This is a genomic window from Paenisporosarcina sp. HGH0030 (genome assembly GCF_000411295.1).
Taxonomy (GTDB): Bacteria; Bacillota; Bacilli; order Bacillales_A; family Planococcaceae; genus Paenisporosarcina.
Genome location: NZ_KE150423.1, coordinates 210,546 through 232,833 on the forward strand (window position 1 = coordinate 210,546; position 22,288 = coordinate 232,833).

Genomic DNA, 22,288 nt, shown 5'->3' on the forward strand with positions numbered 1-22,288 from the left:
CATAAGTTCGGGCGAGCAGAAAAATTGCAGTGCCTATCCAAACGCACTACAATAACCATGAGGTGAATGGAATGAAAATTGAAGTATGGTCGGACTATGTATGTCCATTCTGTTATATAGGAAAGCGTCGGATGGAAGAAGCAATCGCTACTACCGGGTTGGCTCACAATATCGATGTTCAATTCAAAGCGTATGAACTGGATCCAAATTCGCCAGCGATTTCGGACAAGTCGACATATGAAATGCTTGCCGAGAAGTATCAGACGACTCCTGAAGCGGCGAAACGAATGACAGCTTCGGTTAGTCAACAAGCACAAACGGTAGGCTTGACATATGATTTTGATCGTATTAATGAAGCCAATACGTTCGATGCTCATCGGTTGGCGAAATGGGCGGAGGCACAAGGCAAACCGGCTGAAGTAAGCGAACGTTTGCTTAAAGCATACTTCATTGAAGCACAAGAAATCGGCCGACATGAAGTACTGTTAAATTTAGCAGAGGAGATCGGCTTAGATCGTAAGCAAGCTGCTGAAATATTATCCTCGAATGCATACGAGGCTGAAGTGAATCAAGATATCCAGGAAGGTATGTCCCTTGGTGTGCAAGGCGTGCCGTTTTTCGTCATCAACCGAAAATATGCAATTTCCGGAGCTCAACCTACTGAAGCATTTGCCGAAGCGTTAAGAAAAGTAGCAGAAGAAGAAGGTATTTCTACCAAGCTTCAACAATTGGGACAAGACAATGTGGGCATATGCAAAGATGATAATTGTGAAATCTGAAAAATGGAGAGCAGAGTTTTTGACTTCTCTAATGCTCTCCTTTAAAATTGCATCATATCTCGAATTAAAGATAAATAATTTTAAGATATATAACTTTCTAATAAAAAGGAGATCTTCCATATGAATGTTTTAGTAGTAAAAGCAAATAACCGTCCTTCTACAGAAGGCGTTTCAAGTAAAATGCACGATATATTTTTAAATGAAGTGACTAATGCAAAAGAATTGAACATCAACACATTTGATGTATTTAAGGAAGATATGCCTTATTTCGGTCAGGATTTCTTTGATGCGATGGCAAAATCAGCTCAAGCTGAACCGTTGAACGATCTTGAACAACGTATTTTGACTGCAGCAAATAAAGCAATGGATGCTTTCTTGGAGGCGGATGTTGTGGTATTCGCATTCCCACTATGGAATAAAACGATTCCAGCTCCTTTACAAACGTTCATTGATTACATTTACCGTGCGGGTGTAACATTCAGCTATAATGAAAATGGACCAGTTGGTTTAGTACCGGATAAAAAAGTCATTATTTTAAATGCACGTGGTGGTGTTTACTCGACACCGGAAATGGCACCATCTGAAATGAGCGTCAACTATGTGCGTATGATCATGAATTTCTTCGGTATTACTAATATTGAAGAAGTCATTATTGAAGGGCACAATCAATATCCAGACCGTGCAGAACAAATTATTGCAGATGGAATGTCTGAAGTGAAAGCTGTGGCATCACGTTTGGCGAAAGTAACAGTTTAAAATGCAAAAAGGATTGGGCACATTGTGTCCAATCCTCTTCTTTTTTCTTTCGCTCAAACCCTTTAAACCGCGATCCTTGAAAAGTGAGCATCCCCAAGTCTTCTTCGGCTAGTAACCCAAACTGGGAGCCATCGACGCCCAGTTCCATTCGATCTCCACTTTGTACTTGGAACGTCACGTAATACCACGTGCTTGCAGACGAATCTCCATGACCGCCGGAAGTTTTAGTGCGTTTCGTTACGACTTCAGCCGGTACGGTCAATACCGGTGATTGATTGTTTTTCGACCATTGAGATATTCCTTTGATTATGACAAAAATAAAAGTCCCGATTACTAAAGTGAAAATGAGAATGAAAAACGTAAAGAAAATGCCTGTTCCGAGTCCAGAAAACATAAATAAATCCATAATTTACAAACCCCCTGTAGTAAATGATACGAATTACGAGTAAAATAGTTTCAATATTAAAAAGAAGGTGACAACAATGATTTGCTATCCAAATGCTCTTCAACCAAGACAGACTATAGGATTCACTGCTCCTTCCTCCGGTGTAGAAGAAGAACTTCACCACTTGATTCATCAGAGCCAGAAACAGTTTGAAAATCGAGGATTTAACATAGAAATTGGGGAAACGGTGTGGACACAGCATAAAGCCGCTTCAGCCACGAAAGAAAAGCGAGCAAAAGAACTGAATGCGATGCTTCAAAACAAAGATATCCACGCAATTATCCCTCCATGGGGAGGGGAAATCCTACAGGAGATTTTGCCGCTTATTGAGTGGGAGCAAGCACAATCAAAATGGATTCTTGGCTATTCGGATACAAGTACTCTGTTGTTCGCATTGACATTGAAAACGGGTATTGCAACCGCACACGGAACGAACTTCGTAGACGTGAGAAGTGACGAATGGGATCCAACTACGAGTAGATTTTTGGATGTCCTGTCTGCTGAAGAAGGAGCAATCATCCATCAAGCTTCTTCTCTCAACTATCAATCTGAATGGTCTCATGATAGACAACCAAAACCGTACGTTTTTAATCTTGATACTGAGACGAAGTGGGAAACAGTTTACAATCGGCCGGTAGAAATGAAAGGCCGCCTTCTCGGTGGTTGCATGGATACCATTCGCCATTTAATCGGTACACCTTACGGAGACGTGAAAACGTTCCAGCAAACATACTTGGCAAATGAACCAATCGTGTGGTTCCTTGAGAACTGTGATATGTCCGCAACAGATTTCCACCGTACGCTAGTGCAAATGCAGCAAACGGGTTGGTTTGATTATGCATCCGGAATCGTTTTTGGACGCACACCAGCAGGTCAAGAGGTTGGGGGATTCACCACGCTTGATGCAATGGAAAGGTTGGCAGAATCGACAAACTTACCTATTATCTATAATGCTGATATCGGTCATGTGCCGCCGCAGATGACTTTCGTCAATGGAGCGTATGCAGTGATTAAAGCTTCAGACGGTAAAGGTGAAGTGACCATGACATTGAAAAAATAACAAAAAGCTGTTCTTCCCTGAAATAGAGAAGAACAGCTTTTCTTATGATAATCCTTGGCCTAGTATGAAACTCCACCGGCAATAGCTTGCAGAATAAAGACAACAAATAACAAGGTAATTAAACGCCAATCGAAAATAGCTGTAGTAAGAGAGTCGACTAAGTTTTTTGTAACTAAGGGAATGACTAATCCGGTTATCGTTTCAGCCAAGGCCAAAATAACCGCGAAAATAGTTATGCCTATAGGCCATTTGAGTGAACGAATCAATTGGAAAAATTGTGTGGATGATGAACTTTCAATCTTCAAAGTGTATGTCGTCCCTTCGTATCATTAAAATTAGTTAGTAATACCCAATTTTAATACTAATCTATCAGAGAAACATTGACTATCTTCCGACATTAATCGACAATAATATAGGAGATGAATATTGCATACATTTGGAATTTATATACAACATTTGGAAAACTAATGGATTGGGATAGATATGGGAGGTGACAATGTGTCAAATAGACAAGTACAAGCTTATTTTTTGTTGGTTATCATTTTATTGACAGTTGTTACCTTAACTATTTTTAATTATAAATCTTCAAAAGAATTTGTCCAAGAAACTGTAAAAAAAGAAAATCGTTTATTACTTGATAACTTTACAGATGAAACAAATAAGTTCTCAAATGAACGTGTAGCCGAGCTTGAGTTGATAGCTGATTACATAGCGTTACTTAAAACAGAAGAAGACATCGTTCAGTTTCTGAAGAATCAGCGTGAAAAAATGCCGTTTTTTTCTTCACTAGGTTTCATAACTCCTGAAGGGGAAGTGTTGGCGGGAGATGGTTCTCGTTTTAAAGTGAATCAACAAGAATCTTTTGATCGTGCTTTGCAGGGGGAGCTGGTCTTTAGTGAATTATTTCCTTACTATCAAGATTCCACACAGTTGGTAAGTGCAGTCCGAATTCCTGTATTCCAAGACGGCAATATCATTGGCGTACTCTCTGGAGTATTCAATATGGGCAATCTAGTTGGTGCGATCGCATCAGATTCAAACTTACCGGGGACATTATATTTATTTAGAGAGAATCAAGTGATTTTCTCTAATTCCAATCATGATTTTGAAACAGCTGTACCTAATGGATCTCAAGTCCTGTCCCAAATCAACGCAATGGGTCAAGGGACCATCATAATAGACGAGAATAAAGCACATTATGTTATGTATCAGCATACTAGTGGCGGTTGGACATTTGTAGTTGACTCCTATAAAGAGAAGACTGTTCAGCAAATTTCCTCCATTTTTTGGCGTAATACGATGATTGTAGTATTAGCAATTATCTTTCTTTGTAGCATTCTCTATTATTTGAAACGTAATGAACAACGTGAAGAAAACATGTTGAAACGTGATTTATTAACGAATTTGCCAAATCGGGTAGTGTTAGAAGAACGTTTAAAAAAAGGATTGAACCCACAGAATTTTAAAAGGTTCACCTTGTACTTTATCAATTTAGATCGATTTAAAGATATAAATGAACGAAATGGCTATCAGTTGGGTGATAGAGTGCTATTTGAGACAAGTCGAAAAATCCAGGCATTTGCCGGCAAGAATGAGTTGTACAGAGTTGGCGGAGACGAATTTGTTCTGCTTGTACCCGCTCATTCGGAAGAAGAATTACGAACCAGGGGACTTGAACTAGTAAAATTAATGGAAGTGCCCATCGAATTATCTTCAACGGAAAGTATGTGGGTAACATTCAGTGTCGGGATTCGTAAGTCTCAATTAGGTGACTGGCCAGATCTAATGATGCAAGATGCAACATTTGCCGTACAAGAAGCAAAAAAACAAGGCGGAAACCGTTTTGTCTTCTTCTCTCAGGAACTTGCCAATCAAAATGAGCGTGTTCGTTTGATTGCTAACAATGTGGTTCATGCGTTAGCCAACAATGAATTTTTCATGGTCTATCAGCCGGTTTATGATTTATCTACGAAAAACATAACGAGCTATGAAGCTTTGTTGAGGTGGAAGTCTCCAACTATTGGACAAGTGTCCCCTGTGGAATTCATTCCTTTATTGGAAGAAAGCGATTTGATTATTCCTGTTGGAAAATGGATTTTGCGCCAAGTGACGGCACAACTGAATCGTTGGGAAGCGGAAGGACACGAAGATTTTCAAGTGGCTGTCAATATCTCCGTCAGGCAAATGATGCATCCCGATTTTTTACATGATGTAAAATCCATTATTCACGAAGCTAACATATCTGCACAGCGATTAATTTTTGAAATTACGGAAACCGTGGCAGTACAAAATAGTGAACTAGCCAATCAAATTTTGACCGAGTTAAACAATTTAGGTGTCAAAACAGCACTGGATGATTTTGGAACCGGCTATTCTTCTTTATCAATATTAAAAATCTTACCTATCCAACAACTAAAAGTAGACCGATCCTTTATCGTGAAAATGGAACTAGAAGAAGACAAATCACTGGTGATTTTACAAGGGATTTTGGACATCGCTCGAAATCTTGGGATGACTACCGTTATGGAGGGTGTAGAAACACTCGAACAGCTCGATTTATTGAAAAATATGGGTGCTCAAAAAATCCAAGGTTTTCTAATCAGCCAAGCCGTAGTGGCGGAGCTTGCAATTGAACTGCGAAAACAAACATGGCTGCATTAAAAAAGGAACTTCTCTCGAATGAAGAGAAGTTCCTTTTGCATTCTTTTGAATTAGAATTTTTCTACGTTATCTCATGTCTAGTTCCAAGCGCAAACTCGCACAAAGAAGGCTTTCAAATCAACCTTCCAGAGCCGGCGTCGAGTTAGAGTGGCGCTTTTCATCTTCAATTAAGCAGGATTTGCTTCAAGTTCTACAGTGATTTTAATGTCTTTTCCTACTAATACACCGCCAGTTTCAAGCGCTTGGTTCCATGTCAAACCAAAATCTTCACGGTTGATTTTCGTTTCAGCTGTGAATCCAACTACTTCTTGGCCCCATGGGTTTGTGCCTTTACCCTCGTATTCAGCTTCAAAGACAACCGGTTTCGTGATGTCTTTAATCGTTAAATCTCCAGCAATTTCATATTCGTCGCCATTTTTCGAGATGTTGTTAGCCACAAATTTGATTTCCGGAAACTCTTCAGCATTGAAAAAATCACCTGAACGAAGGTGATTGTCACGATCTTCGTTACCTGTATTAATACTTGCCACATTGATATTGAAGGCAATATTTGCATTAGTTAAATCTGCTTCATTCGCTACTACAGTTGCACCGAAATCACCGAAATTTCCACGTACTTTTGATACCATCATATGTTTTACAGAAAATCCAATACTTGAGTGAGTTGCGTCGACATTCCAATTTTTCATTTTTATTCCTCCATGTTGTTTTTTATTTTCTATAAACTACTATATGCAGGTGATATCTCGATGTCAATAGTTCTTAATTAAAATATCTCGAATTAAAGATAATTATTTTTTATTAATAAACAACAATATATATATATCTAAAAGTAAGTTGTTAAAAGTAACCTGCTATTAAAAGGTAATTAAATTACTGAATGGTTTACGTGGGTTTTTATTTACGTTATAATGACTAACTATAGAGGTGATTTCAATGAAAGAAACTACATTATGCCCACGTTTATCAAAAGCGATGGAACTTATCGGGAAAAGATGGACTGGCTTGATTTTATATCAATTATTAGAAGGTCCTCAGCGATTCAACGAAATTGAATCAGCTTTGCCGGTTAGCGGACGTCTTCTTTCCGAACGCTTGAAAGAACTTGAAAAAGAAGGATTAGTTAAAAGACATGTTTTTGCCGAAGTACCTGTGAAAGTTGAATATTCTTTGACAGATAAAGGAAAAGGGCTGAAAGATGCAATTGCCAACATCGAACAGTGGTCAAAAGTATGGTTATCTTAAAATTACTTGTCAAATAGATCGCCAATACGCATACTATGTAATGGAAAGAGTTAAGGGAAAGGATTTGGCTTTTCATGACTAAACAGCGTTGGTTTGACGATTTAACAGAAAAAATTTCACACGAATGTGTAAAAATAGATGAACCACTTTACTTGCACACGATGACAAAAATGGGTGGCCGGGCCGATTTATTTGTATCTCCGACTACCGAAGAAGAAGCAATTTTTGTTGTGTCATATTCCCATCAACAACAGATACCCATGCTTTTGCTAGGGAATGGATCCAATATGGTGGTCCGAGATGGTGGAGTACGTGGAATTGTCTTGAATTTGTCTAAGTTAAATGAAATAAAAATTGATGGTACGCGTGTATATGCTCAAAGCGGTGCTGATATCATTGATGTATCTAAAGCTGCAGCAAAAGAAACCTTATCAGGTCTCGAATTTGCGTGTGGTATCCCAGGTTCAGTCGGTGGTGCAATGGCCATGAATGCGGGCGCATACGGTGGAGAGATAAAAGATGTTATTTTCCAGTGTACTGTATTGACTCATGAAGGGGAAAAGCTGGTCTTATCGAAAGATGAGCTTGAGTTGGATTATCGCATGAGTGTGATTACGAAAAAAGGCTATTATGTATTATCTGCAGAATTTGACTTAGTTAGTGGAGATCAACTGACCATTGATGCGAAAATAGCGGATTTGACACATTTACGTGAATCTAAACAACCTTTGGAATATCCTTCAGCAGGAAGTGTGTTTAAACGTCCTCCAGGTTATTTCGCTGGGAAACTTATTCAGGATTGCGAGTTGCAAGGCAAAGGATTTGGTGGAGCTGAAGTGTCGACGAAACATGCAGGCTTTATTGTAAATAAAAACAATGCCACTGCTACTGACTATATCCAAACAATTGAAATGGTCAAAGAGAAAGTAAAAGAACAATTCGGTATTGAATTAGATCTTGAAGTGAAAATTGTAGGCGAAAATGAATAAATGAAGAAGCCTCTAATTCCATTGGGATTAGAGGCTTCTTTCATTCCGTTAAACTAAAGAGACAACCTGTGCGAAGAATTATTGAAATAATACAAGTGGAATGGACTGTGACAGGTCATGTCCACTTGTTTTTTATTTGGAAGGACTTTTTTGGTATTAATCTAAATAATATAGTAAGAAAGTATCAGGGGGAGAAAGAAGTGAAGAGGAAGAGAAAAATAGGAAAATGGATTGCTTGGATTGTCGGCAGCATAGCACTGATTCTTTTAGCCGTAGTCATTTTTTTGAATGCCTACATCAGTAAATCCAAACCGCAAATTGAAGGGAACATGGCAGTGGATGTACTGGACGAGGAAGTAACGGTTACCCGTGATGAACAAGGGGTACCTCATATCAGCGCGAAAAGTGATGCGGATTTATATCGGGCTCAAGGATTCGTGCAAGCACAGGATCGCATGTTTCAAATGGATTTAGCGCGACGGCAAGCTAGCGGTCGTTTATCCGAAGTGGTGGGTGCAACAGCGGTAACAACAGACCAGTTCTTCCGTACGTTCAGTTTGAGAGAAGCTGCAAAAGATTCTTGGGCTGGATATGACGAAGACGCAAAGCAAGTGCTCTCTTGGTATGCAGAGGGCGTGAATGCGTACATGGAACAGGCGAGCGAGCAAGGCAAACTGTCATTTGAGTTTAAATTACTGGGATATGAGCCTGAGCCTTGGACAGAAGTAGATTCTTTAACAATCGGAAAATTCATGGCGTATGATCTTGGCGGGAATTGGTCGAGTTTAGCTGTTCGCCATTGGGCACTGGGGAACTATCCTGAAGATAAAGCTCGTGAGTTATTCATTACATATCCAGAAGATAAACCAGCGATTATTGCAGCAAATTTAGAGAACCAAGTAACAGTTGCAGGTCAATTTGACCCTACTGTTATTCCTAACGAATTCAATGGTAGCAATAACTGGGTGGTTTCCGGAGATAAAACAAAGTCGGGCTTTCCATTGCTTGCGGACGATCCGCATTTAGGATTAAGCACGCCGTCCATTTGGTATCAAATGCATCTACAGTCACCAGAGCAAAATGTAAGCGGTGTCATCTTTGCAGGAATACCAGGTATTATTTTGGGTCATAACGACGAAATCGCTTGGGGTGTAACGAACGTTGGCCCTGACGTTCAAGATCTTTATATCGAAACACCAAATCCTGAGAACCCAACACAATTCAAATATGAAGGAAAATGGGAACAGGCTGAAGTTCGTAACGAACCGATTAAAGTGAAAGATGGTGAAACGGTTGACTTCGAAGTTGTCGTTACCCGCCATGGCCCAATTGTTTCAAATGTCATGTTTGATGTAGAAGAACCAACGGCGCAGTTCTCCATGCAATGGACAGCACTGGAGCCCACGCGGGAACTACAAGCCGTGCTGAATATGAACAAGGCTTCTAATTGGGATGAGTTCGAAACGGCATTGGAGGATTTTCATGCTCCCGCACAAAACTTTGTTTTTGCAGGAAAAGATGGAACCATTGCGTACAAAGCGAATGGTCGTATTCCGATTAGAAAATCGGGGGATGCCCAGTTGCCAGTACCAGGTGATTCCGAGGAATACGGCTGGCAAGGGTACGTTCCGTATGATGAACTACCGACTGTTGTGAATCCTGATGAAGGGTATATCGCAACTGCAAATAATCAAGTGGTAGACAATTCCTATCCTTATCACATTACCGACTTTTGGGCTCAATCCTACCGCTATGAACGGATTGCGGAAGTATTGGAAGAAGGCGATGATTTCACGAAGGAAGATATGATGGCTCTTCAAATGGATCAACATAATCTACAGGCACGAGAGTTCTTAAAAGAGATGGTTACATCCGTTGAAAAAATGGATAAAGAAAATAAATATGATGATATAACGGATATGTTAAAAAAATGGGATCAAGTGGACTCAGTTGATGCTGCTGCACCTCTCGTTTTCCATAAATGGATCAAACAGTTGCCTGCCACTCTATTCAAGGATCAAATGCCAAAAGATATTTACGATTTATTGGCAGGGAAAGGCAATATTACGGATGCCATGATGCGTGAAAGTTTCCAAAATCAAGAAGGGGCATGGGTGAAGGAGCATGGAGGGGTGGATAAGTGGATGATGGATTCATTTGAAACTGCCGTCACTTCTATTACGGAGGAGTTTGGCAAAAACTCGGATGACTGGAAGTGGGGAGATTACCACCAACTCACATTTGACCATCCATTAGCAGGTGCGTCACCAATTTTTGCTTATTTCTTAAATCCATCACATGTGCCGATTGGTGGTTCCAATATTACGGTTCAAGCTGCAGGGTTTGCTGCAGATGGCTCGGTTGATCACGGGGCTTCTTGGCGTTTTGTAGCAGATATGAAGGACCTATCAAGTGCCCATCACATCGTAGGGCCTGGTCAAAGCGGTCATATGAAATCAAAATGGTTCCATAATCAAGTGAATGACTGGGCTGAAGGAGACTATCATGAAACGATGGTAAATGGTGACATACAAGATTCCCATACGTTAACATTAAAACCATAAGAGGGTATGTTAGGGCGTGTTAATCGTATGAAGGAATTTTTATTAGTGGGCATCGGTGGAATGATTGGTGCATTATTGCGCTATAGCGTGATGTTGACTACGCCAGATACGCTTGTTTTATGGATAGTAAATCCAATCGGTAGTTTCGTTTTGGGATGGTTGGCAGGACGTGCTGCCATTACCGGAAAACCCGCTTCCGTTTTATGGACAACGGGAGTTCTCGGTTCATTTACTACCTTTTCAACTTTTTCTGCGGAATGGCTAGATCTAATGCAAAATCATTTTGTGTTGGCAATGGCTTATGGTCTTGGCATGACATTGACTTGTTTTGTTACAGCCGCGTTAGGCTATAAGTTTGGAGGTGCACGTAAATGACACTTTTCTCAATAGTACTTGGTGGTTGTTTTGGCGCTATGTTGAGATATGCCATTTCCCTAAAAATCCAAGGTATGAAAGGAATTCTGTTGATTAACTGCGCAGGTTCCTTCTTGATGGGCTTATCCCTGTATATAGCCGTGGAAACGAGCTGGTTGCTCATATTTTGGACGGTTGGTTTTTTAGGTGCATTCACAACTTTTTCGACTTTTGCCGTTCAATTCATTGAAAGCTGGTCGAAAGGACAGCAACGAAAAGCAGTAGGTTATGCATTTTTCACCCTCGTCGGTGGTTTTTTGTCCGTCACCCTCGGATGGTGGATTGGAACTGTTATATAGCGAATTGCGAATAGATTGTCTCAAACCGTGAATAGAGGGAAATATGAAAGTAGTAAAGGGTCTTCCGTGAGAACGGAAGTCCCTTTTTATTAGAAATCCCCTTTTTCAATGACTCTGCCTAAACGACCCGTTGTAGTTTCAGCGAAGCGAATAGACTGATAAACAGATTCTTCCGTAGCTTCAATCACCGCTTGGAATAGTTCATTCATAAGAGGGTGATCATCCCTTAATAACGTTTGTGTTTCAAACGGATGATTTGATTCATGTGAAATGATATTGGCATTAGAGAATGCGATAACAATGTCACCACTGCCGTTATGTATGTGTGTACCCGTTCGGCCGAGTCCGATTGCTGCACGTTTCGCCATTCGCTTCAATTGACGTGCGTCTAGAGGAGCGTCTGTTGCAACGATGATAATGACGGACCCATCTGGTTTGTCCAAATTGTCTTGTGCCCAATTTGCCATACGACACTCATGAGCACGACCGAAATTCGTTAGTGTAAGAACTCCCACGGTAAATGCGTATTCTTCATGTTTAGCAATTCGCGATGAACTCCCGATGCCTCCTTTCACCCCGTAACAAATCATCCCGGTACCAGCACCAACTGCACCTTGTTCAAAACTTCCAGGTGTAGCGTTCTCCAGAGCTTCAATCGCATGTTCGGGACGAACCGCCATAAGGCGCATCGAATTTAAATGACTATCGTTGCATTCTCCCACTACCAAATTAAGCGAACTCGTGGAATCTCCGATTGCTGGATTTTGTTCCAACATGAAGGAGAGTGTGCCCTCTAATACCGCTCCGACACTGAATGTATTTGTCAGCATTATGGGCGATTCCATTAATCCCAGTTCTTCAAGTTGAATGAGACCGACCGTCTTGCCGAAGCCATTCAGGACAAAACTTGCAGCAGGTACTTTATGTAGGAATGGATTTTGCTCATGTGGCAATATCGCAGTGACCCCTGTACAAATCGAATCTTTTTCATCCAAATATTGTTTCAACGTGACATGTCCCACTTTTACACCGGGTACATCTGTAAGTAAATTTAATGGACCTTTTTCCACTGGATCATCTCCTGAACGAACATAAAGACTGACCAATGAATTGGTCAGTCTGAGTTCGAATTTATTAGTAAGTACTGAATTCATTTGCTTCAAGGTGTTTATTTGATTAGTAGGACAGGTGAATGTACACGTTTTGCCACTTTATGACTTACACTACCAAGCACCATTTCCTGTAGGGTATTTAGCCCCCGGCTGCCGATTACCACGATATCGTAATTTTCCTGGTTCGCATGCTCCACAATGACAGGACCGGCTTCACCATGCAGCAATTTAATTTCAGTTGAAATCCCTTTGGACGTAAATAATTCTTTTATAGGCATAATCTTGTTTTTGCGATCTATATGCAGCTCTTCACTACTCATGCTATGAATGACATCAGTCCTTGTTTTATCGTAATCCAAAACATATAACAAGGTAACATGCGCATCCGGACTTGAGCTCGCCAGAAAAACAGCGTGAGTTGCTGCTCTCTTCGAATGTACAGAACCATCTACGGCCACCAAAATTTGTTTATACATCCTCAACCCCCCTTAGTGAAGTGATTCTTCTCTGCCCTTTCTTTGCTTGAATTAATAAATTTAAACCTTATATACATGATATATATTCTCTAGAGTGAAAGCTAAATCCTTTATTTGCGCAGATACATTTTTATTTTTTGGAGTAATCGAAGCAATCTTTAAGTACTTCCTAAGAATCAAAACGAAGGTGAAAGAAATTTGTGCAACCTGGAATGCCATTCTGTCTACCTGGAACCTAAAAGTGTCAACCTGGACCGCGATTCCAAATCATAACGCTTTAGAAATGGCTGATGACCTGGAAAAACTTCCATATACCATTCAATTGAGCCGAAAAGCATTGCGTATTATTAAAGAAAACATTATGTTTGCATTAGGATTAAAAATAGTGGCGTTACTGCTGATCATTCCAGGGTGGCTGACTCTTTGGATTGCGATCTTTGCAGATATGGGGGCAACGTTACTCGTTGTATTGAATTCAATGAGATTACTGCGCATTCAAAAGTAACGCAGTTCGGGGGAAGAGCATGCGATTAACAGAATGGACAATGGAAGAGCAAGAACAACTGATACATTTTATGACCACAAATACCTGGCCTTTTCACGGAAATTCAAATCCTGCGAGAGAAATTATTGAAAAGACTATTGAAGAGGGCGGGTACGAATCTGACGAAGTCAAAACGTTTTGGGTCGAAAATGATGATCAGCAAAAAGTTGGTATTGTAAAAGTATTCGATTTGCAAGATGAAATACCCGTATTTGATTTGCGGATTGCTGATAGTTATCGGGGTCATGGATACGGTCCCGCTGCTTTAATCAAAGTGGCGGAATATGTATTCAATCTGCCTGAAAAGAAAATTCGTGTGGAAGGGCATACTCGACAAGATAACTTTGCCATGCGAAAAACGTTTGAACGTGCAGGGTTTGTAAAAGAAGGTCATCTTCGAAAAGCTTGGTTTTCACCAAAAGAAAATTCCTATTATGATGCTATTACGTATGGAATAACAAGGGAAGATTTTATTGAAGGTACGACTACCCCGGTCTTGTGGGATGATCAGCAAGTACCTGAGAAATCGGAAGCGAAAGTACATGTTGCGATGCGTAATTTCCCGGATTCATTTGAATCGGAGAGACTCTTTATCCGTGCACCAAAAGTTGAAGATGCACCACTGGTGTGGGAAAGTGTCAAAGTATCCCACAAAGCCCTCCAACCATGGATGCCGTGGGCACAAAGTAGTCAAAAAATCGAAGACACAACTGAAAATACAAGACAGGCTGTTGCCGATTTTGTCACAAGGAAAGATTTGCGACTTCATTTGTTTTTAAAAGAAACAGGTGAGTTTATTGGAGCAAGCGGCTTTCATCGTATAAATTGGGACATACCTAAGGTTGAAATTGGGTACTGGTTGGACAGTCGATTTGAAGGGAAAGGCTATATGACGGAAGCGGCTGAGCGCTTGACTGAATTTGCTTTCGAAGAGTTGGGAGCCAGAAGAGTGGAAATTCGGTGCGATACAGATAATGTGAGAAGTCGTGCTGTCGCTGAACGATTAAAATTTACGTTAGAAGGAATTCTGAAGCAGGAGTCGCTATCTGCGGATGGTAAATATATACGTGATACTTGTATCTACGCCAAAATCAAATAACGTGAAAAGGGATGTCCGTAATATACGGACATCCCTTTTGTTACACTTTTCGTTTACCCGTTACTAATTGTACGACTAAAATGATGCCTGCAATTAATAAAATCAAGTGAATCAGACCGCCGCCAATTTTAAATACAAGTCCTAATAACCAAAAAACTAATAATACGACGATGATCATCCATAATATTCTACCCATTCAAGCTCATCCTCTCTGCATTTAGGCCGCTTTTATATTAGTAAAGTACCCCTGATATTTTCGCCATAAACCACTCAAACTAAAATTAAGTTGTTTTTTGTACGTTTCGGCATATATAGCTTGCACATCCTACATAATTAGGAGATGCAACTTTGTAATTAACACTTTTGGGAAAGTATCTGCTTTTAATGACCATTTAGAGTATGTGTTGATTTTAACATCCTGTTGCGCTTTGCTTTATTCATTGAGAACGATAAGCGACTATAGTACACTTGTATAAGCTATGGAAAGAGAGGAACAGAGTGATGCCGACACCTAGTATGGAAGACCATATTGAACAAATCTATATGCTGATTGAGCAAAAAGGATATGCGCGTGTATCGGATATCGCTGAATCCCTTTCAGTTCTTCCTTCTTCTGTAACGAAAATGGTTCAAAAACTCGACAAAGATGGATACTTGATATATGAACGCTACCGAGGTCTGATGTTAACACCGAAAGGGTTGAAATTAGGAAAGCGGTTGGTTAAGCGTCATGATTTGTTGGAACAATTTTTGCGTTTAATTGGCGTACAGGAAGACAAAATATATGAAGATGTTGAGGGAATAGAACATCACTTAAGCTGGAATTCGATCGATCGTATTGCAGACTTGATTCAAGCGATGGAAGAAAACCCTGACTTTCTTCAAAAACTAGAAGAACTTAAAGAACAGCAACAATCAGAATAGGAAAAAGCGAAAGGAGTGTCCGCTATGAGCGAAATGATATCTGGAGAAATTGTTGACTTACAGATAAAGTCACAGGAATCTTCTAAATGGATATTATCCAATGGTGAAATTGAAGTACCAATCAATGGATCTGAAGCACCTGAAGGAGTTCAGGAAGGCGATACAATTAAAGTATTTTTATTTAAAGACCGTCGTGGCAATTTAAGTGCAACTTCCACATTGCCACATATCACAAAAGGTACTTACGGATGGGCAAGAGTCATTAAAATGGACGAGCGTGAAGGTGCAGTCGTAGATATCGGCAGTTCACGTGAAGTCATTGTGAAACCATCTGACTTGCCATTATTAAAAGAGCTATGGCCAAAAACTGGTGATCATTTATACATGACATTGAGAACCGATTTTAAAGGAGACTTATTCGGTCGACTGGCAACCGAAGATCGCGTAGCTGAAACATTCGTGGAAGCACCTACATCTGTAATGAATGAAAATTTGAAGGCTAGAGCATACCGCTTATTGCCAATCGGTTCGTTTTTCATCAGCGTTCCTCAAGGATACAGAGTATTTGTTCACCACACGGAACAAATGGCTGAACCACGTATAGGTGAAGAAGTTGATATTCGGGTGATTGGTGTGAAAGAGGATGGGTCATTGAATGGCTCGATGCTGCCACGAAAACAGGAGCGCTTGATGGATGATGCAGAAACACTGTATCGTTACTTGCAGGATGTTGGCGGTAAAATGCCATTTACTGATAAATCGACTCCAGATGAAATTTACGACATGTTCAATTTGAGCAAAGCTTCTTTTAAACGTGCATTAGGGAAGTTAATGAAAGAAAAGAAAATTGAACAAAAAGATGGTTGGACTTTGGTCAAATCTGACATTTAAGTTTAAAATACACCTTCAATGGGCACAAAAAGAATGGGGAGAAAAATCTCGCCGAAACTTTTTGTGCCTATTCGTCGTATTATCAAAAGGGAAGCATATTCATAGACAGAATGGCTTGACCCATCACAATAAGAATTGTTCGTTCTGAGAGGAGAAATATCAATGAAAAAGAATATTGTCCGCTTTGCTTCATTTCTATTAGCTGCCTCGTTGCTAATGCCTTCTGGTGCTTTGGCAAGCACAGGTTCCTCATCTTCTGGAAATGTAATTAATGAAAAATTTGGCATGCCAATCGTCGTGTACGGAGCTGATTTAACAGAAGCTGAAAAACAAAGTGTCAAAGACAGTCTGAATGTGACGAGTGAAAGCGAAGTCGAAGAAATCTCAGTAAATGGCGATGATTTAGTTAAGTATATTAAAGATGGAGATTCATCAGCCCGTATGTTTTCATCCGCAAAAATTACACGCGAGGATGCAGGCAAAGGCTTAGTGATTAAAATCGTGACAGAAGAGAATATCACGCAAGTAACCGCTGAAATGTACGAAAATGCAATGTTAACTGCCGGAATCGAAGATGCAACGGTTGAAGTGGCAGCACCAAAGAAAGTAACGGGTCATTCCGCTTTAGTAGGGATTTACAAAGCATATGAAGTCAGTGGAGAAACATTGGACAAAGAGCGTACGGATGTAGCGAATGAAGAACTTTCCGTGGCAACCATTTTAGCTGATAAACCGGGTATTGATGAAGCAAAAGTAAGTGAACTGTTAACGGAGATTAAAAAAGATATCGCAGAACAAAATCCTGCAACTAAAGAAGAAGTTGAAAAGATTGTTCAAGATCAATTGGCGAAACTCCAAATTGAGTTAAGTCCAGAAGACCGTCAATTATTGGTCGACTTAATGGATCGTATTCGACAACTGGACATCGATTTCAGTAAATGGTCTGATCAATTGAATGACTTAAGCAAAACAATTGAAGATAAAATCGGCAACATTGTTGAAAATGAAGGCTTTTGGCAAAGTGTTAAAGACTTCTTCAATAGTTTAATCGATTCCATTCGGTCATTATTTAATTAAGTGAAAAACCTCCCAAGTGGAGGTTTTTTTCATGAGGTGAAATGTTTAAATCTTGTACATGCAGCTACTTTCTTTCAAGGCTCAATTGGTCTAGCTCCAGTGCAAGAAAGGCGAAATATACGTTTTCTTCCTTCCATCGCCGGTGTCAAACTAGAGCGGAACTTTTCACTTTTCTACATTGAAACAGAACAATTGCGCATCCTTTAATTGCGTGATAAACTAAAAGAAAAAATATCTCGAATTCGAGATATTTTTATATAGGAGGAATTATTATGGAATTGGCCGGTATTCATCATGTATCAGCAATTACAGCGAACGCTGAAAAAAACTTTGATTTCTTTACTCGTATAATGGGTATGCGACTCGTGAAAAAAAGTGTGAATCAAGATAACACATCGTCATATCATCTGTTTTATGCGGATGCGGTAGGTACACCTGGGACGGATATGACCTATTTTGATATTCCGCACGCAGCAAAAACAGTACCTGGTGTTTCAAGCATCAGTAACACGGCTTTTCGCGTAAAAAGTGAAGATGCCCTGGCATTTTGGAAAGAACGCTTTACGGAACACAATGTTTATTTCGAAGAAGTGATTGAACGTTTCGGAAGAAGAACGATGTATTTTGAAGACTTTGAAGGATCACGTCTCATGTTGGTAGTTGATGATGGAAAAGGAGTACCTTATGGAATCCCTTGGACAAAATCAGCGGTTCCTGAAGAATTTGCAGTTGTTGGATTAGGGCATGTCACTTTGACTGTTCGCAAAGCTGAACAAACACAACTTGTCTTGACTGAAGTATTAGGTTTTACAAAAGTAGGCACGTATCCATCACCTATTCAAGGAATGCCTGAGATTACGGTTTTCTCCACTGGGGAAGGTGGGCCTGCATCAGAAGTGCATATTGAAGAACGTCCCGATTTGCCAATGGAGCGACCAGGTCGTGGGAGTGTCCATCATGTGGCATTCCGGGTAAAAACGTTTGAAGACTATGATAAATGGGAAGAGTTACTCCGTTCAAAAGGATTTATGACTTCTGGCAAAGTTGATCGCTACTACTTTAAATCAATTTATTTCCGTGAACCAAATGGAATATTATATGAACTGGCGACTGATGAGCCAGGGTTTGCCACTGATGAGTCAATGGATACATTAGGTGAAACCCTTGCATTGCCACCGTTTTTGGAATCACGTCGTGAACAAATCGAAGCCTCACTTCGCCCGCTTTCATTGAAAGAGTAGATTATGCTACACTGAAAAAAAGGAGTGATGGGAATGGAGTTCCAGTTTAAAGAATTAGGTCATGATGCATACGCAATTGTGCATGAAAAAGATGGTCAGGCCTTAGGGGAAATTACATGGACGTTGCTTGGGGATGTAATGGTGATGGATCATACATTTGTTTCTCCGGCACTTCGGGGGCAAGGGGTAGCTAAACAATTACTCGATCATTCAGCAGCATATGCTCGGGAAAACGAATATAAAATGGAAGCCGTTTGTTCATATGTCGTGTCTGCTTTCAATCAATCAGATGAATATGAAGATCTTAAAGCATAAAAAAGGCAATCCGCTAATTCATTTAGTGGGTTGCCTTTTATGTCGACTTCGTCATATTGTTTATCCCTCACATTTGAGTAAAAATAAATAAAAATCCAGTTAATACGGAAGACCCTACCATTGTGTACATGAAATCTGATTGACTGAAAATTAATTTCTTTTCCATCTTGCATCAACTCCTTCCATTATGGTATTACTGATTGTGTACCCGTGCATTCCACTTTTAAAACAGGTTTATTCATAATTTCTTAAGGGAATAAAGAATAATGAAACCATATTACCTGTGGTTCGTACATAATATAGTAAATAAAATTTAAGAGGTGAATGCTTTGAGCAGAGCGGGAGAAGTAACATTAGGTGTAATTGGTACTATATTAAACGTCATTTTATTAATTTTTGCGACACTTACAGTTGTGGGGGCATCCAACGCAAACCCCGATGAATTGAAACAAATGTTAGAAAAAGAAATAATGTTATCCGATCCGTCCATAACAGCTGAAGACATTGCTATATTTAATGATGCTGTTGATGTCGGTCTGAATGTAGTCGGCGTGGTAGGATGGGTAATTGTTGTAACTTTACTTATCAGCGTCATTTTAAGTATATTGGGCGTAGTGAAAGTGTCCAAAAACAAGAGTCCGAAAGCTGCAGGAATCTTATTCATCTTTGCAGGGTTATTGTCAGGTATTTTGTTATTAGCGCCAATTTTGTTCTACATTGCAGCAATTATGTGTTTCGTGCGTAAAACACCAGTAGAAGATTCTTACTACAACAATGAAGTGCAACATCAAAATCAATCACAACAACCATTATAAAAAAGTGGAAAGCGCTAATCTAGTCTAAATCTGGCGCTAACCATATACGGCTTTTACAGGTAGGTTTTAAGTTAATAGCCTAACTAGATAAGAAAACGCCTGTTAACATTTAATTGTTAACAGGCGTTTTTAAATAATAAACATATTTAGCTGTCGATAAAGGGTGTCCTTCAAAAAACTCATCGAACTCTTCGACACATGTAAAATTACTACGTTCATAGAATGTACGACCTTTTTGATTTTCGCTTTCAACGTAAACAAATAATTGTTGAGCATCTTGAATGTGTTGCAGTCCTTCATTTAATAACTGCTTCCCATATCCTAAATGCTGATGCGAAGGCAATAAATAAATGGCTGTCAGCTCGGCATCTCCATCTTCATCTACGCGCGTGAAATTGGCAAACCCAATAATTTCGTCATCATGAATAGCGACATACACAGATGTTTTTTCTAAACGTTTCATCATCATGGCATTTGAATAAGCCCGTTCAATAAATAAATCTTGAATTTCAGCAGGAATAATACCTTCATAAGTATCATGCCAACTAATCTTAGCGATTTGCTGTACCGCAGCAATATCGTCTTGTTTCATCGCTCGTATCAAATCGTCTCACCTCAAAATTCTTTCAACTATCATACCAAAGATTTCACTTGTATGCCATAGCTGTGAAATAATATCCTCAAGGGGAGTGGGAAATATGTGGACAATCAAATCATTTCAAGAGTTATCAACATACGAACTTTATACATACTTACAATTGCGAGTGGATGTCTTTGTAGTAGAACAATCATGTCCCTATCCCGAGATAGATGGATACGATATGGATTCATACCATCTCGCTTATATTGAAAATGGTGAATTGCTTTCATATGCACGCATTTTACCTGCCGGGATAAAATATAACCGTATTTCAATTGGAAGAGTGATTGTGAACAAAAAAGCACGGGGGAGAGGGCTGGCAAAGCAATTAATGGAACAGGCAATATCTTTTAGCAGTGAAAAATGGCCAAACGGTGATATTCAATTGCAAGCTCAAACGCAGCTGAAACATTTTTATGGAACTTTTGGCTTTGAGGAAATTTCGGAAGAGTATAACGAAGATGGAATTCCACATGTCGATATGCTATTGCACAAGTTTTGATAATGTCATCATTTTGCCATCATTATGAAGTGTTGAACATGAAAATAAGGGGTATCTAATAGTTATAAAAATAAATTAGATTTTTTGGAGGATTGGTGACAATGGGAAAAGGAAATAATCGTTCATTACTGTTAGCCGGACTGGCAGCAGGAGCATATGCTTACTTTAGTAAACCTGAAAATCGTGAAAAAGCACTAGTAGCTTTCAATAATACGAAAACAAAATTCAATGCCTATATGGATTCACAAAAAGTGAATAAAACAGAATTGACGAAGGCAGGTCATTCAGAACCTCATGATATTGACGACAATAAAATGGTAGGCGAAGGTGCCATGACAAGTGTTCATTATTACAACGAGTCAGTCCAGGATAAAAACAAACAATCGGATTCAAATGATACAGATCCAATTGAAAAGAAATTGGATACGGAAAATGAATAAAAAAGAAGGCTACGCTACGAGCGAGCGTACCCTTCTTTTTTTTTTGAAAGTGATTAAGGTCAAAAGTATCACCGTTACATGCTAAAGAACTATTCGCGTGATTACATTTAGAATCCGAGGGATCTTCGGAAATAACTAGCATATCGCTGACTGACAGGAATTCTGGTTCCATCAGTCATCTCAAGTAAAAAAGTCGAATGGGAATCAGGTTGAATTTCTTTAATGAATGCGATATTGACTATGTATGAACGGTGACATCTGATAAAGGTTTCCGAAGAAAGAAACAATTCCAATTCACTTAAATTAAAACGGTGATAACCTTCCTTACTTTCGGTTTTCACAAACGTTTTTCTTAGCTGGGTTTCCAGGAAAAGGACATGTTCATGTTTAACAGGATACCAATTTTCATCCGTTTTTATCGTCATATATTGACTTAAAAATGGAGAAGGTTGATGGGGAAGTATTGCAGTTACTGCACCTTTGGTTTTACCCTCTTCGATAATGGGGATACTCATTCCATAATAAGATACACCAAAAAGATCAGGATCTATAAACTCGTTCACTTTTTGACCATATAAAAGAGCTTTATGTGTTGCCGTTCCTTCTTTTATCGGATCACCAGGAAGTATTTTTAAATCAATTCTTTTACTCGGTTGATAATACACATACTCGTTGGTATTTGATATCGCAATGGATGCTTGCTCAGGAAAAAATTCCTGTATGACTTTCATGATTTCATTTATTGATTTTGTGTCCAATTACTGCACCTCATTTTTAAACGAAATTCTCTTTTTCACACTATTTTACCATATAAAACACTTAGGGTCAGAGGAGGTATTTTCCTTGAAAAAAGCCTTGTTCCTTCATCAGGTAAAGAATTAGCAGAAACCTATTAATATTTGTATAATATCTGCAAAAATCCTAATATATTAAATGTCTCTTGTTTCATTTGATGGAGCATGTCGTACAGTTGTGATAAAATACCCAATATTACAGAAAA

25 protein-coding genes and 1 pseudogene are annotated in these 22,288 nt (G+C 39.4%); 19 read left to right on the top strand and 7 right to left on the bottom strand.

Annotated elements, in window-relative coordinates; all coding sequences use genetic code 11:
- Window positions 1-71: 71 nt before the first annotated feature.
- Window positions 72-779 carry a DsbA family protein gene (locus tag HMPREF1210_RS15745; RefSeq protein ID WP_016429694.1) on the top strand — a complete coding sequence of 236 codons (708 nt, stop codon included), beginning with the start codon at window positions 72-74 and terminating at the stop codon, window positions 777-779.
- A 120-nt stretch (window positions 780-899) separates the two neighbouring features.
- Complete coding sequence (locus HMPREF1210_RS15750; RefSeq protein WP_016429695.1) at window positions 900-1,535, top strand: FMN-dependent NADH-azoreductase; 636 nt, start codon at window positions 900-902, stop codon at window positions 1,533-1,535.
- On the opposite strand, the gene HMPREF1210_RS15755 is transcribed toward HMPREF1210_RS15750, so the two are convergent.
- Window positions 1,471-1,941 carry a DUF2500 domain-containing protein gene (locus tag HMPREF1210_RS15755; RefSeq protein ID WP_016429696.1) on the bottom strand — a complete coding sequence of 157 codons (471 nt, stop codon included), beginning with the start codon at window positions 1,939-1,941 and terminating at the stop codon, window positions 1,471-1,473. The two genes, HMPREF1210_RS15750 and HMPREF1210_RS15755, sit on opposite strands and share 65 nt — an antisense overlap.
- A 76-nt stretch (window positions 1,942-2,017) precedes the next feature.
- On the opposite strand from HMPREF1210_RS15755, the gene HMPREF1210_RS15760 reads away from it, so the two are divergent.
- Both HMPREF1210_RS15760 and HMPREF1210_RS15770 read left to right on the top strand, forming a co-directional pair.
- Entirely contained in the window at window positions 2,018-3,040 is a 1,023-nt protein-coding gene (locus tag HMPREF1210_RS15760) for a S66 peptidase family protein (RefSeq protein WP_016429697.1), read from the top strand.
- Between the two features lie 498 nt (window positions 3,041-3,538).
- Entirely contained in the window at window positions 3,539-5,701 is a 2,163-nt protein-coding gene (locus HMPREF1210_RS15770; protein ID WP_016429699.1) for an EAL domain-containing protein, read from the top strand.
- 167 nt (window positions 5,702-5,868) lie between these two features.
- Here the strand turns inward: HMPREF1210_RS15770 and HMPREF1210_RS15775 are convergent, their stop codons facing one another.
- On the bottom strand, window positions 5,869-6,390 hold the full coding sequence (locus HMPREF1210_RS15775) for a YceI family protein (RefSeq protein WP_016429700.1): 522 nt from the start codon (window positions 6,388-6,390) through the stop codon (window positions 5,869-5,871).
- 247 nt (window positions 6,391-6,637) lie between these two features.
- Between HMPREF1210_RS15775 and HMPREF1210_RS15780 the strand changes: the two genes are divergently transcribed.
- The 5 genes from HMPREF1210_RS15780 (at window position 6,638) to HMPREF1210_RS15800 (ending at window position 11,212) form a co-directional block, all read left to right on the top strand.
- The gene (locus HMPREF1210_RS15780) at window positions 6,638-6,946 is read left to right on the top strand and encodes a helix-turn-helix domain-containing protein (protein ID WP_016429701.1); all 309 of its coding nucleotides are present in this window, start codon (window positions 6,638-6,640) and stop codon (window positions 6,944-6,946) included.
- Window positions 6,947-7,020: 74 nt separating this feature from the next.
- On the top strand, window positions 7,021-7,935 hold the full coding sequence (gene murB / locus HMPREF1210_RS15785) for a UDP-N-acetylmuramate dehydrogenase (protein WP_016429702.1): 915 nt from the start codon (window positions 7,021-7,023) through the stop codon (window positions 7,933-7,935).
- A 200-nt stretch (window positions 7,936-8,135) separates the two neighbouring features.
- Window positions 8,136-10,499 (top strand): penicillin acylase family protein, encoded by a 2,364-nt coding sequence (locus tag HMPREF1210_RS15790; RefSeq protein WP_016429703.1) that lies wholly within the window; start codon window positions 8,136-8,138, stop codon window positions 10,497-10,499.
- A gap of 27 nt (window positions 10,500-10,526) precedes the next feature.
- Window positions 10,527-10,874 carry a CrcB family protein gene (locus tag HMPREF1210_RS15795; protein ID WP_016429704.1) on the top strand — a complete coding sequence of 116 codons (348 nt, stop codon included), beginning with the start codon at window positions 10,527-10,529 and terminating at the stop codon, window positions 10,872-10,874.
- Window positions 10,871-11,212, top strand: coding sequence for a CrcB family protein (locus HMPREF1210_RS15800; RefSeq protein ID WP_016429705.1), 342 nt, complete (start codon window positions 10,871-10,873; stop codon window positions 11,210-11,212). The genes HMPREF1210_RS15795 and HMPREF1210_RS15800 overlap by 4 nt, the downstream gene beginning before the upstream one ends.
- An 89-nt stretch (window positions 11,213-11,301) precedes the next feature.
- On the opposite strand, the gene HMPREF1210_RS15805 is transcribed toward HMPREF1210_RS15800, so the two are convergent.
- The gene (locus tag HMPREF1210_RS15805) at window positions 11,302-12,282 is read right to left on the bottom strand and encodes a P1 family peptidase (RefSeq protein WP_016429706.1); all 981 of its coding nucleotides are present in this window, start codon (window positions 12,280-12,282) and stop codon (window positions 11,302-11,304) included.
- A 98-nt stretch (window positions 12,283-12,380) separates the two neighbouring features.
- The gene (locus HMPREF1210_RS15810) at window positions 12,381-12,800 is read right to left on the bottom strand and encodes a universal stress protein (RefSeq protein ID WP_016429707.1); all 420 of its coding nucleotides are present in this window, start codon (window positions 12,798-12,800) and stop codon (window positions 12,381-12,383) included.
- Between the two features lie 280 nt (window positions 12,801-13,080).
- Between HMPREF1210_RS15810 and HMPREF1210_RS17860 the strand changes: the two are divergent.
- Both HMPREF1210_RS17860 and HMPREF1210_RS15820 read left to right on the top strand, forming a co-directional pair.
- Window positions 13,081-13,305: pseudogene (locus HMPREF1210_RS17860) on the top strand (cation-transporting P-type ATPase); the annotation flags it as partial.
- Between the two features lie 19 nt (window positions 13,306-13,324).
- Window positions 13,325-14,443 (top strand): GNAT family N-acetyltransferase, encoded by a 1,119-nt coding sequence (locus HMPREF1210_RS15820; protein ID WP_016429709.1) that lies wholly within the window; start codon window positions 13,325-13,327, stop codon window positions 14,441-14,443.
- 40 nt (window positions 14,444-14,483) lie between these two features.
- On the opposite strand, the gene HMPREF1210_RS18150 is transcribed toward HMPREF1210_RS15820, so the two are convergent.
- Window positions 14,484-14,639, bottom strand: a complete 156-nt coding sequence (locus HMPREF1210_RS18150; RefSeq protein WP_016429710.1) for a lmo0937 family membrane protein — start codon at window positions 14,637-14,639, stop codon at window positions 14,484-14,486.
- A 305-nt stretch (window positions 14,640-14,944) separates the two neighbouring features.
- Here HMPREF1210_RS18150 and mntR point away from each other — a divergent pair, with 305 nt between their 5' ends.
- The 6 genes from mntR (at window position 14,945) to HMPREF1210_RS15850 (ending at window position 19,706) form a co-directional block, all read left to right on the top strand.
- Window positions 14,945-15,367: a transcriptional regulator MntR gene (mntR, locus tag HMPREF1210_RS15825; protein ID WP_016429711.1), complete on the top strand. Its 423-nt coding sequence runs from the start codon at window positions 14,945-14,947 to the stop codon at window positions 15,365-15,367.
- Between the two features lie 24 nt (window positions 15,368-15,391).
- Window positions 15,392-16,258, top strand: a complete 867-nt coding sequence (locus tag HMPREF1210_RS15830; RefSeq protein WP_016429712.1) for a S1 RNA-binding domain-containing protein — start codon at window positions 15,392-15,394, stop codon at window positions 16,256-16,258.
- Window positions 16,259-16,420: 162 nt separating this feature from the next.
- Complete coding sequence (locus tag HMPREF1210_RS15835) at window positions 16,421-17,335, top strand: DUF1002 domain-containing protein (protein ID WP_016429713.1); 915 nt, start codon at window positions 16,421-16,423, stop codon at window positions 17,333-17,335.
- Between the two features lie 272 nt (window positions 17,336-17,607).
- On the top strand, window positions 17,608-18,576 hold the full coding sequence (locus tag HMPREF1210_RS15840; protein WP_016429714.1) for a ring-cleaving dioxygenase: 969 nt from the start codon (window positions 17,608-17,610) through the stop codon (window positions 18,574-18,576).
- Between the two features lie 33 nt (window positions 18,577-18,609).
- Window positions 18,610-18,891: a GNAT family N-acetyltransferase gene (locus HMPREF1210_RS15845; protein WP_016429715.1), complete on the top strand. Its 282-nt coding sequence runs from the start codon at window positions 18,610-18,612 to the stop codon at window positions 18,889-18,891.
- Between the two features lie 320 nt (window positions 18,892-19,211).
- Window positions 19,212-19,706, top strand: coding sequence for a DUF4064 domain-containing protein (locus tag HMPREF1210_RS15850; RefSeq protein ID WP_231391168.1), 495 nt, complete (start codon window positions 19,212-19,214; stop codon window positions 19,704-19,706).
- 109 nt (window positions 19,707-19,815) lie between these two features.
- Here the strand turns inward: HMPREF1210_RS15850 and HMPREF1210_RS15855 are convergent, their stop codons facing one another.
- Entirely contained in the window at window positions 19,816-20,298 is a 483-nt protein-coding gene (locus HMPREF1210_RS15855) for a GNAT family N-acetyltransferase (protein WP_036660369.1), read from the bottom strand.
- A 106-nt stretch (window positions 20,299-20,404) separates the two neighbouring features.
- Between HMPREF1210_RS15855 and HMPREF1210_RS15860 the strand changes: the two genes are divergently transcribed.
- Together HMPREF1210_RS15860 and HMPREF1210_RS15865 are read left to right on the top strand one after the other, a co-directional pair.
- Window positions 20,405-20,848 carry a GNAT family N-acetyltransferase gene (locus HMPREF1210_RS15860; protein WP_016429719.1) on the top strand — a complete coding sequence of 148 codons (444 nt, stop codon included), beginning with the start codon at window positions 20,405-20,407 and terminating at the stop codon, window positions 20,846-20,848.
- A 101-nt stretch (window positions 20,849-20,949) separates the two neighbouring features.
- Window positions 20,950-21,288, top strand: coding sequence for a hypothetical protein (locus HMPREF1210_RS15865; RefSeq protein WP_016429720.1), 339 nt, complete (start codon window positions 20,950-20,952; stop codon window positions 21,286-21,288).
- A 107-nt stretch (window positions 21,289-21,395) separates the two neighbouring features.
- On the opposite strand, the gene HMPREF1210_RS15870 is transcribed toward HMPREF1210_RS15865, so the two are convergent.
- Window positions 21,396-22,046: a LytTR family DNA-binding domain-containing protein gene (locus tag HMPREF1210_RS15870; protein ID WP_016429721.1), complete on the bottom strand. Its 651-nt coding sequence runs from the start codon at window positions 22,044-22,046 to the stop codon at window positions 21,396-21,398.
- Window positions 22,047-22,288 lie beyond the last annotated feature (242 nt).

Excerpts from the sequence above, each read along its gene's own strand:
- mntR (WP_016429711.1), top strand. The coding sequence starts at position 14,945 with ATGCCGACACCTAGTATGGAAGACCATATTGAACAAATCTATATGCTG.
- HMPREF1210_RS15760 (WP_016429697.1), top strand. The coding sequence starts at position 2,018 with ATGATTTGCTATCCAAATGCTCTTCAACCAAGACAGACTATAGGATTC.
- HMPREF1210_RS15745 (WP_016429694.1), top strand. The coding sequence starts at position 72 with ATGAAAATTGAAGTATGGTCGGACTATGTATGTCCATTCTGTTATATA.
- HMPREF1210_RS15810 (WP_016429707.1), bottom strand. The coding sequence starts at position 12,800 with ATGTATAAACAAATTTTGGTGGCCGTAGATGGTTCTGTACATTCGAAG.
- HMPREF1210_RS15830 (WP_016429712.1), top strand. The coding sequence starts at position 15,392 with ATGAGCGAAATGATATCTGGAGAAATTGTTGACTTACAGATAAAGTCA.
- HMPREF1210_RS15860 (WP_016429719.1), top strand. The coding sequence starts at position 20,405 with ATGTGGACAATCAAATCATTTCAAGAGTTATCAACATACGAACTTTAT.
- HMPREF1210_RS15845 (WP_016429715.1), top strand. The coding sequence starts at position 18,610 with ATGGAGTTCCAGTTTAAAGAATTAGGTCATGATGCATACGCAATTGTG.
- HMPREF1210_RS15835 (WP_016429713.1), top strand. The coding sequence starts at position 16,421 with ATGAAAAAGAATATTGTCCGCTTTGCTTCATTTCTATTAGCTGCCTCG.
- HMPREF1210_RS15800 (WP_016429705.1), top strand. The coding sequence starts at position 10,871 with ATGACACTTTTCTCAATAGTACTTGGTGGTTGTTTTGGCGCTATGTTG.
- HMPREF1210_RS15840 (WP_016429714.1), top strand. The coding sequence starts at position 17,608 with ATGGAATTGGCCGGTATTCATCATGTATCAGCAATTACAGCGAACGCT.
- HMPREF1210_RS15855 (WP_036660369.1), bottom strand. The coding sequence starts at position 20,298 with ATGAAACAAGACGATATTGCTGCGGTACAGCAAATCGCTAAGATTAGT.
- HMPREF1210_RS15780 (WP_016429701.1), top strand. The coding sequence starts at position 6,638 with ATGAAAGAAACTACATTATGCCCACGTTTATCAAAAGCGATGGAACTT.
- HMPREF1210_RS15820 (WP_016429709.1), top strand. The coding sequence starts at position 13,325 with ATGCGATTAACAGAATGGACAATGGAAGAGCAAGAACAACTGATACAT.
- HMPREF1210_RS15755 (WP_016429696.1), bottom strand. The coding sequence starts at position 1,941 with ATGGATTTATTTATGTTTTCTGGACTCGGAACAGGCATTTTCTTTACG.
- HMPREF1210_RS15865 (WP_016429720.1), top strand. The coding sequence starts at position 20,950 with ATGGGAAAAGGAAATAATCGTTCATTACTGTTAGCCGGACTGGCAGCA.
- HMPREF1210_RS15750 (WP_016429695.1), top strand. The coding sequence starts at position 900 with ATGAATGTTTTAGTAGTAAAAGCAAATAACCGTCCTTCTACAGAAGGC.
- HMPREF1210_RS15795 (WP_016429704.1), top strand. The coding sequence starts at position 10,527 with ATGAAGGAATTTTTATTAGTGGGCATCGGTGGAATGATTGGTGCATTA.
- HMPREF1210_RS15775 (WP_016429700.1), bottom strand. The coding sequence starts at position 6,390 with ATGAAAAATTGGAATGTCGACGCAACTCACTCAAGTATTGGATTTTCT.
- HMPREF1210_RS18150 (WP_016429710.1), bottom strand. The coding sequence starts at position 14,639 with ATGGGTAGAATATTATGGATGATCATCGTCGTATTATTAGTTTTTTGG.
- murB (WP_016429702.1), top strand. The coding sequence starts at position 7,021 with ATGACTAAACAGCGTTGGTTTGACGATTTAACAGAAAAAATTTCACAC.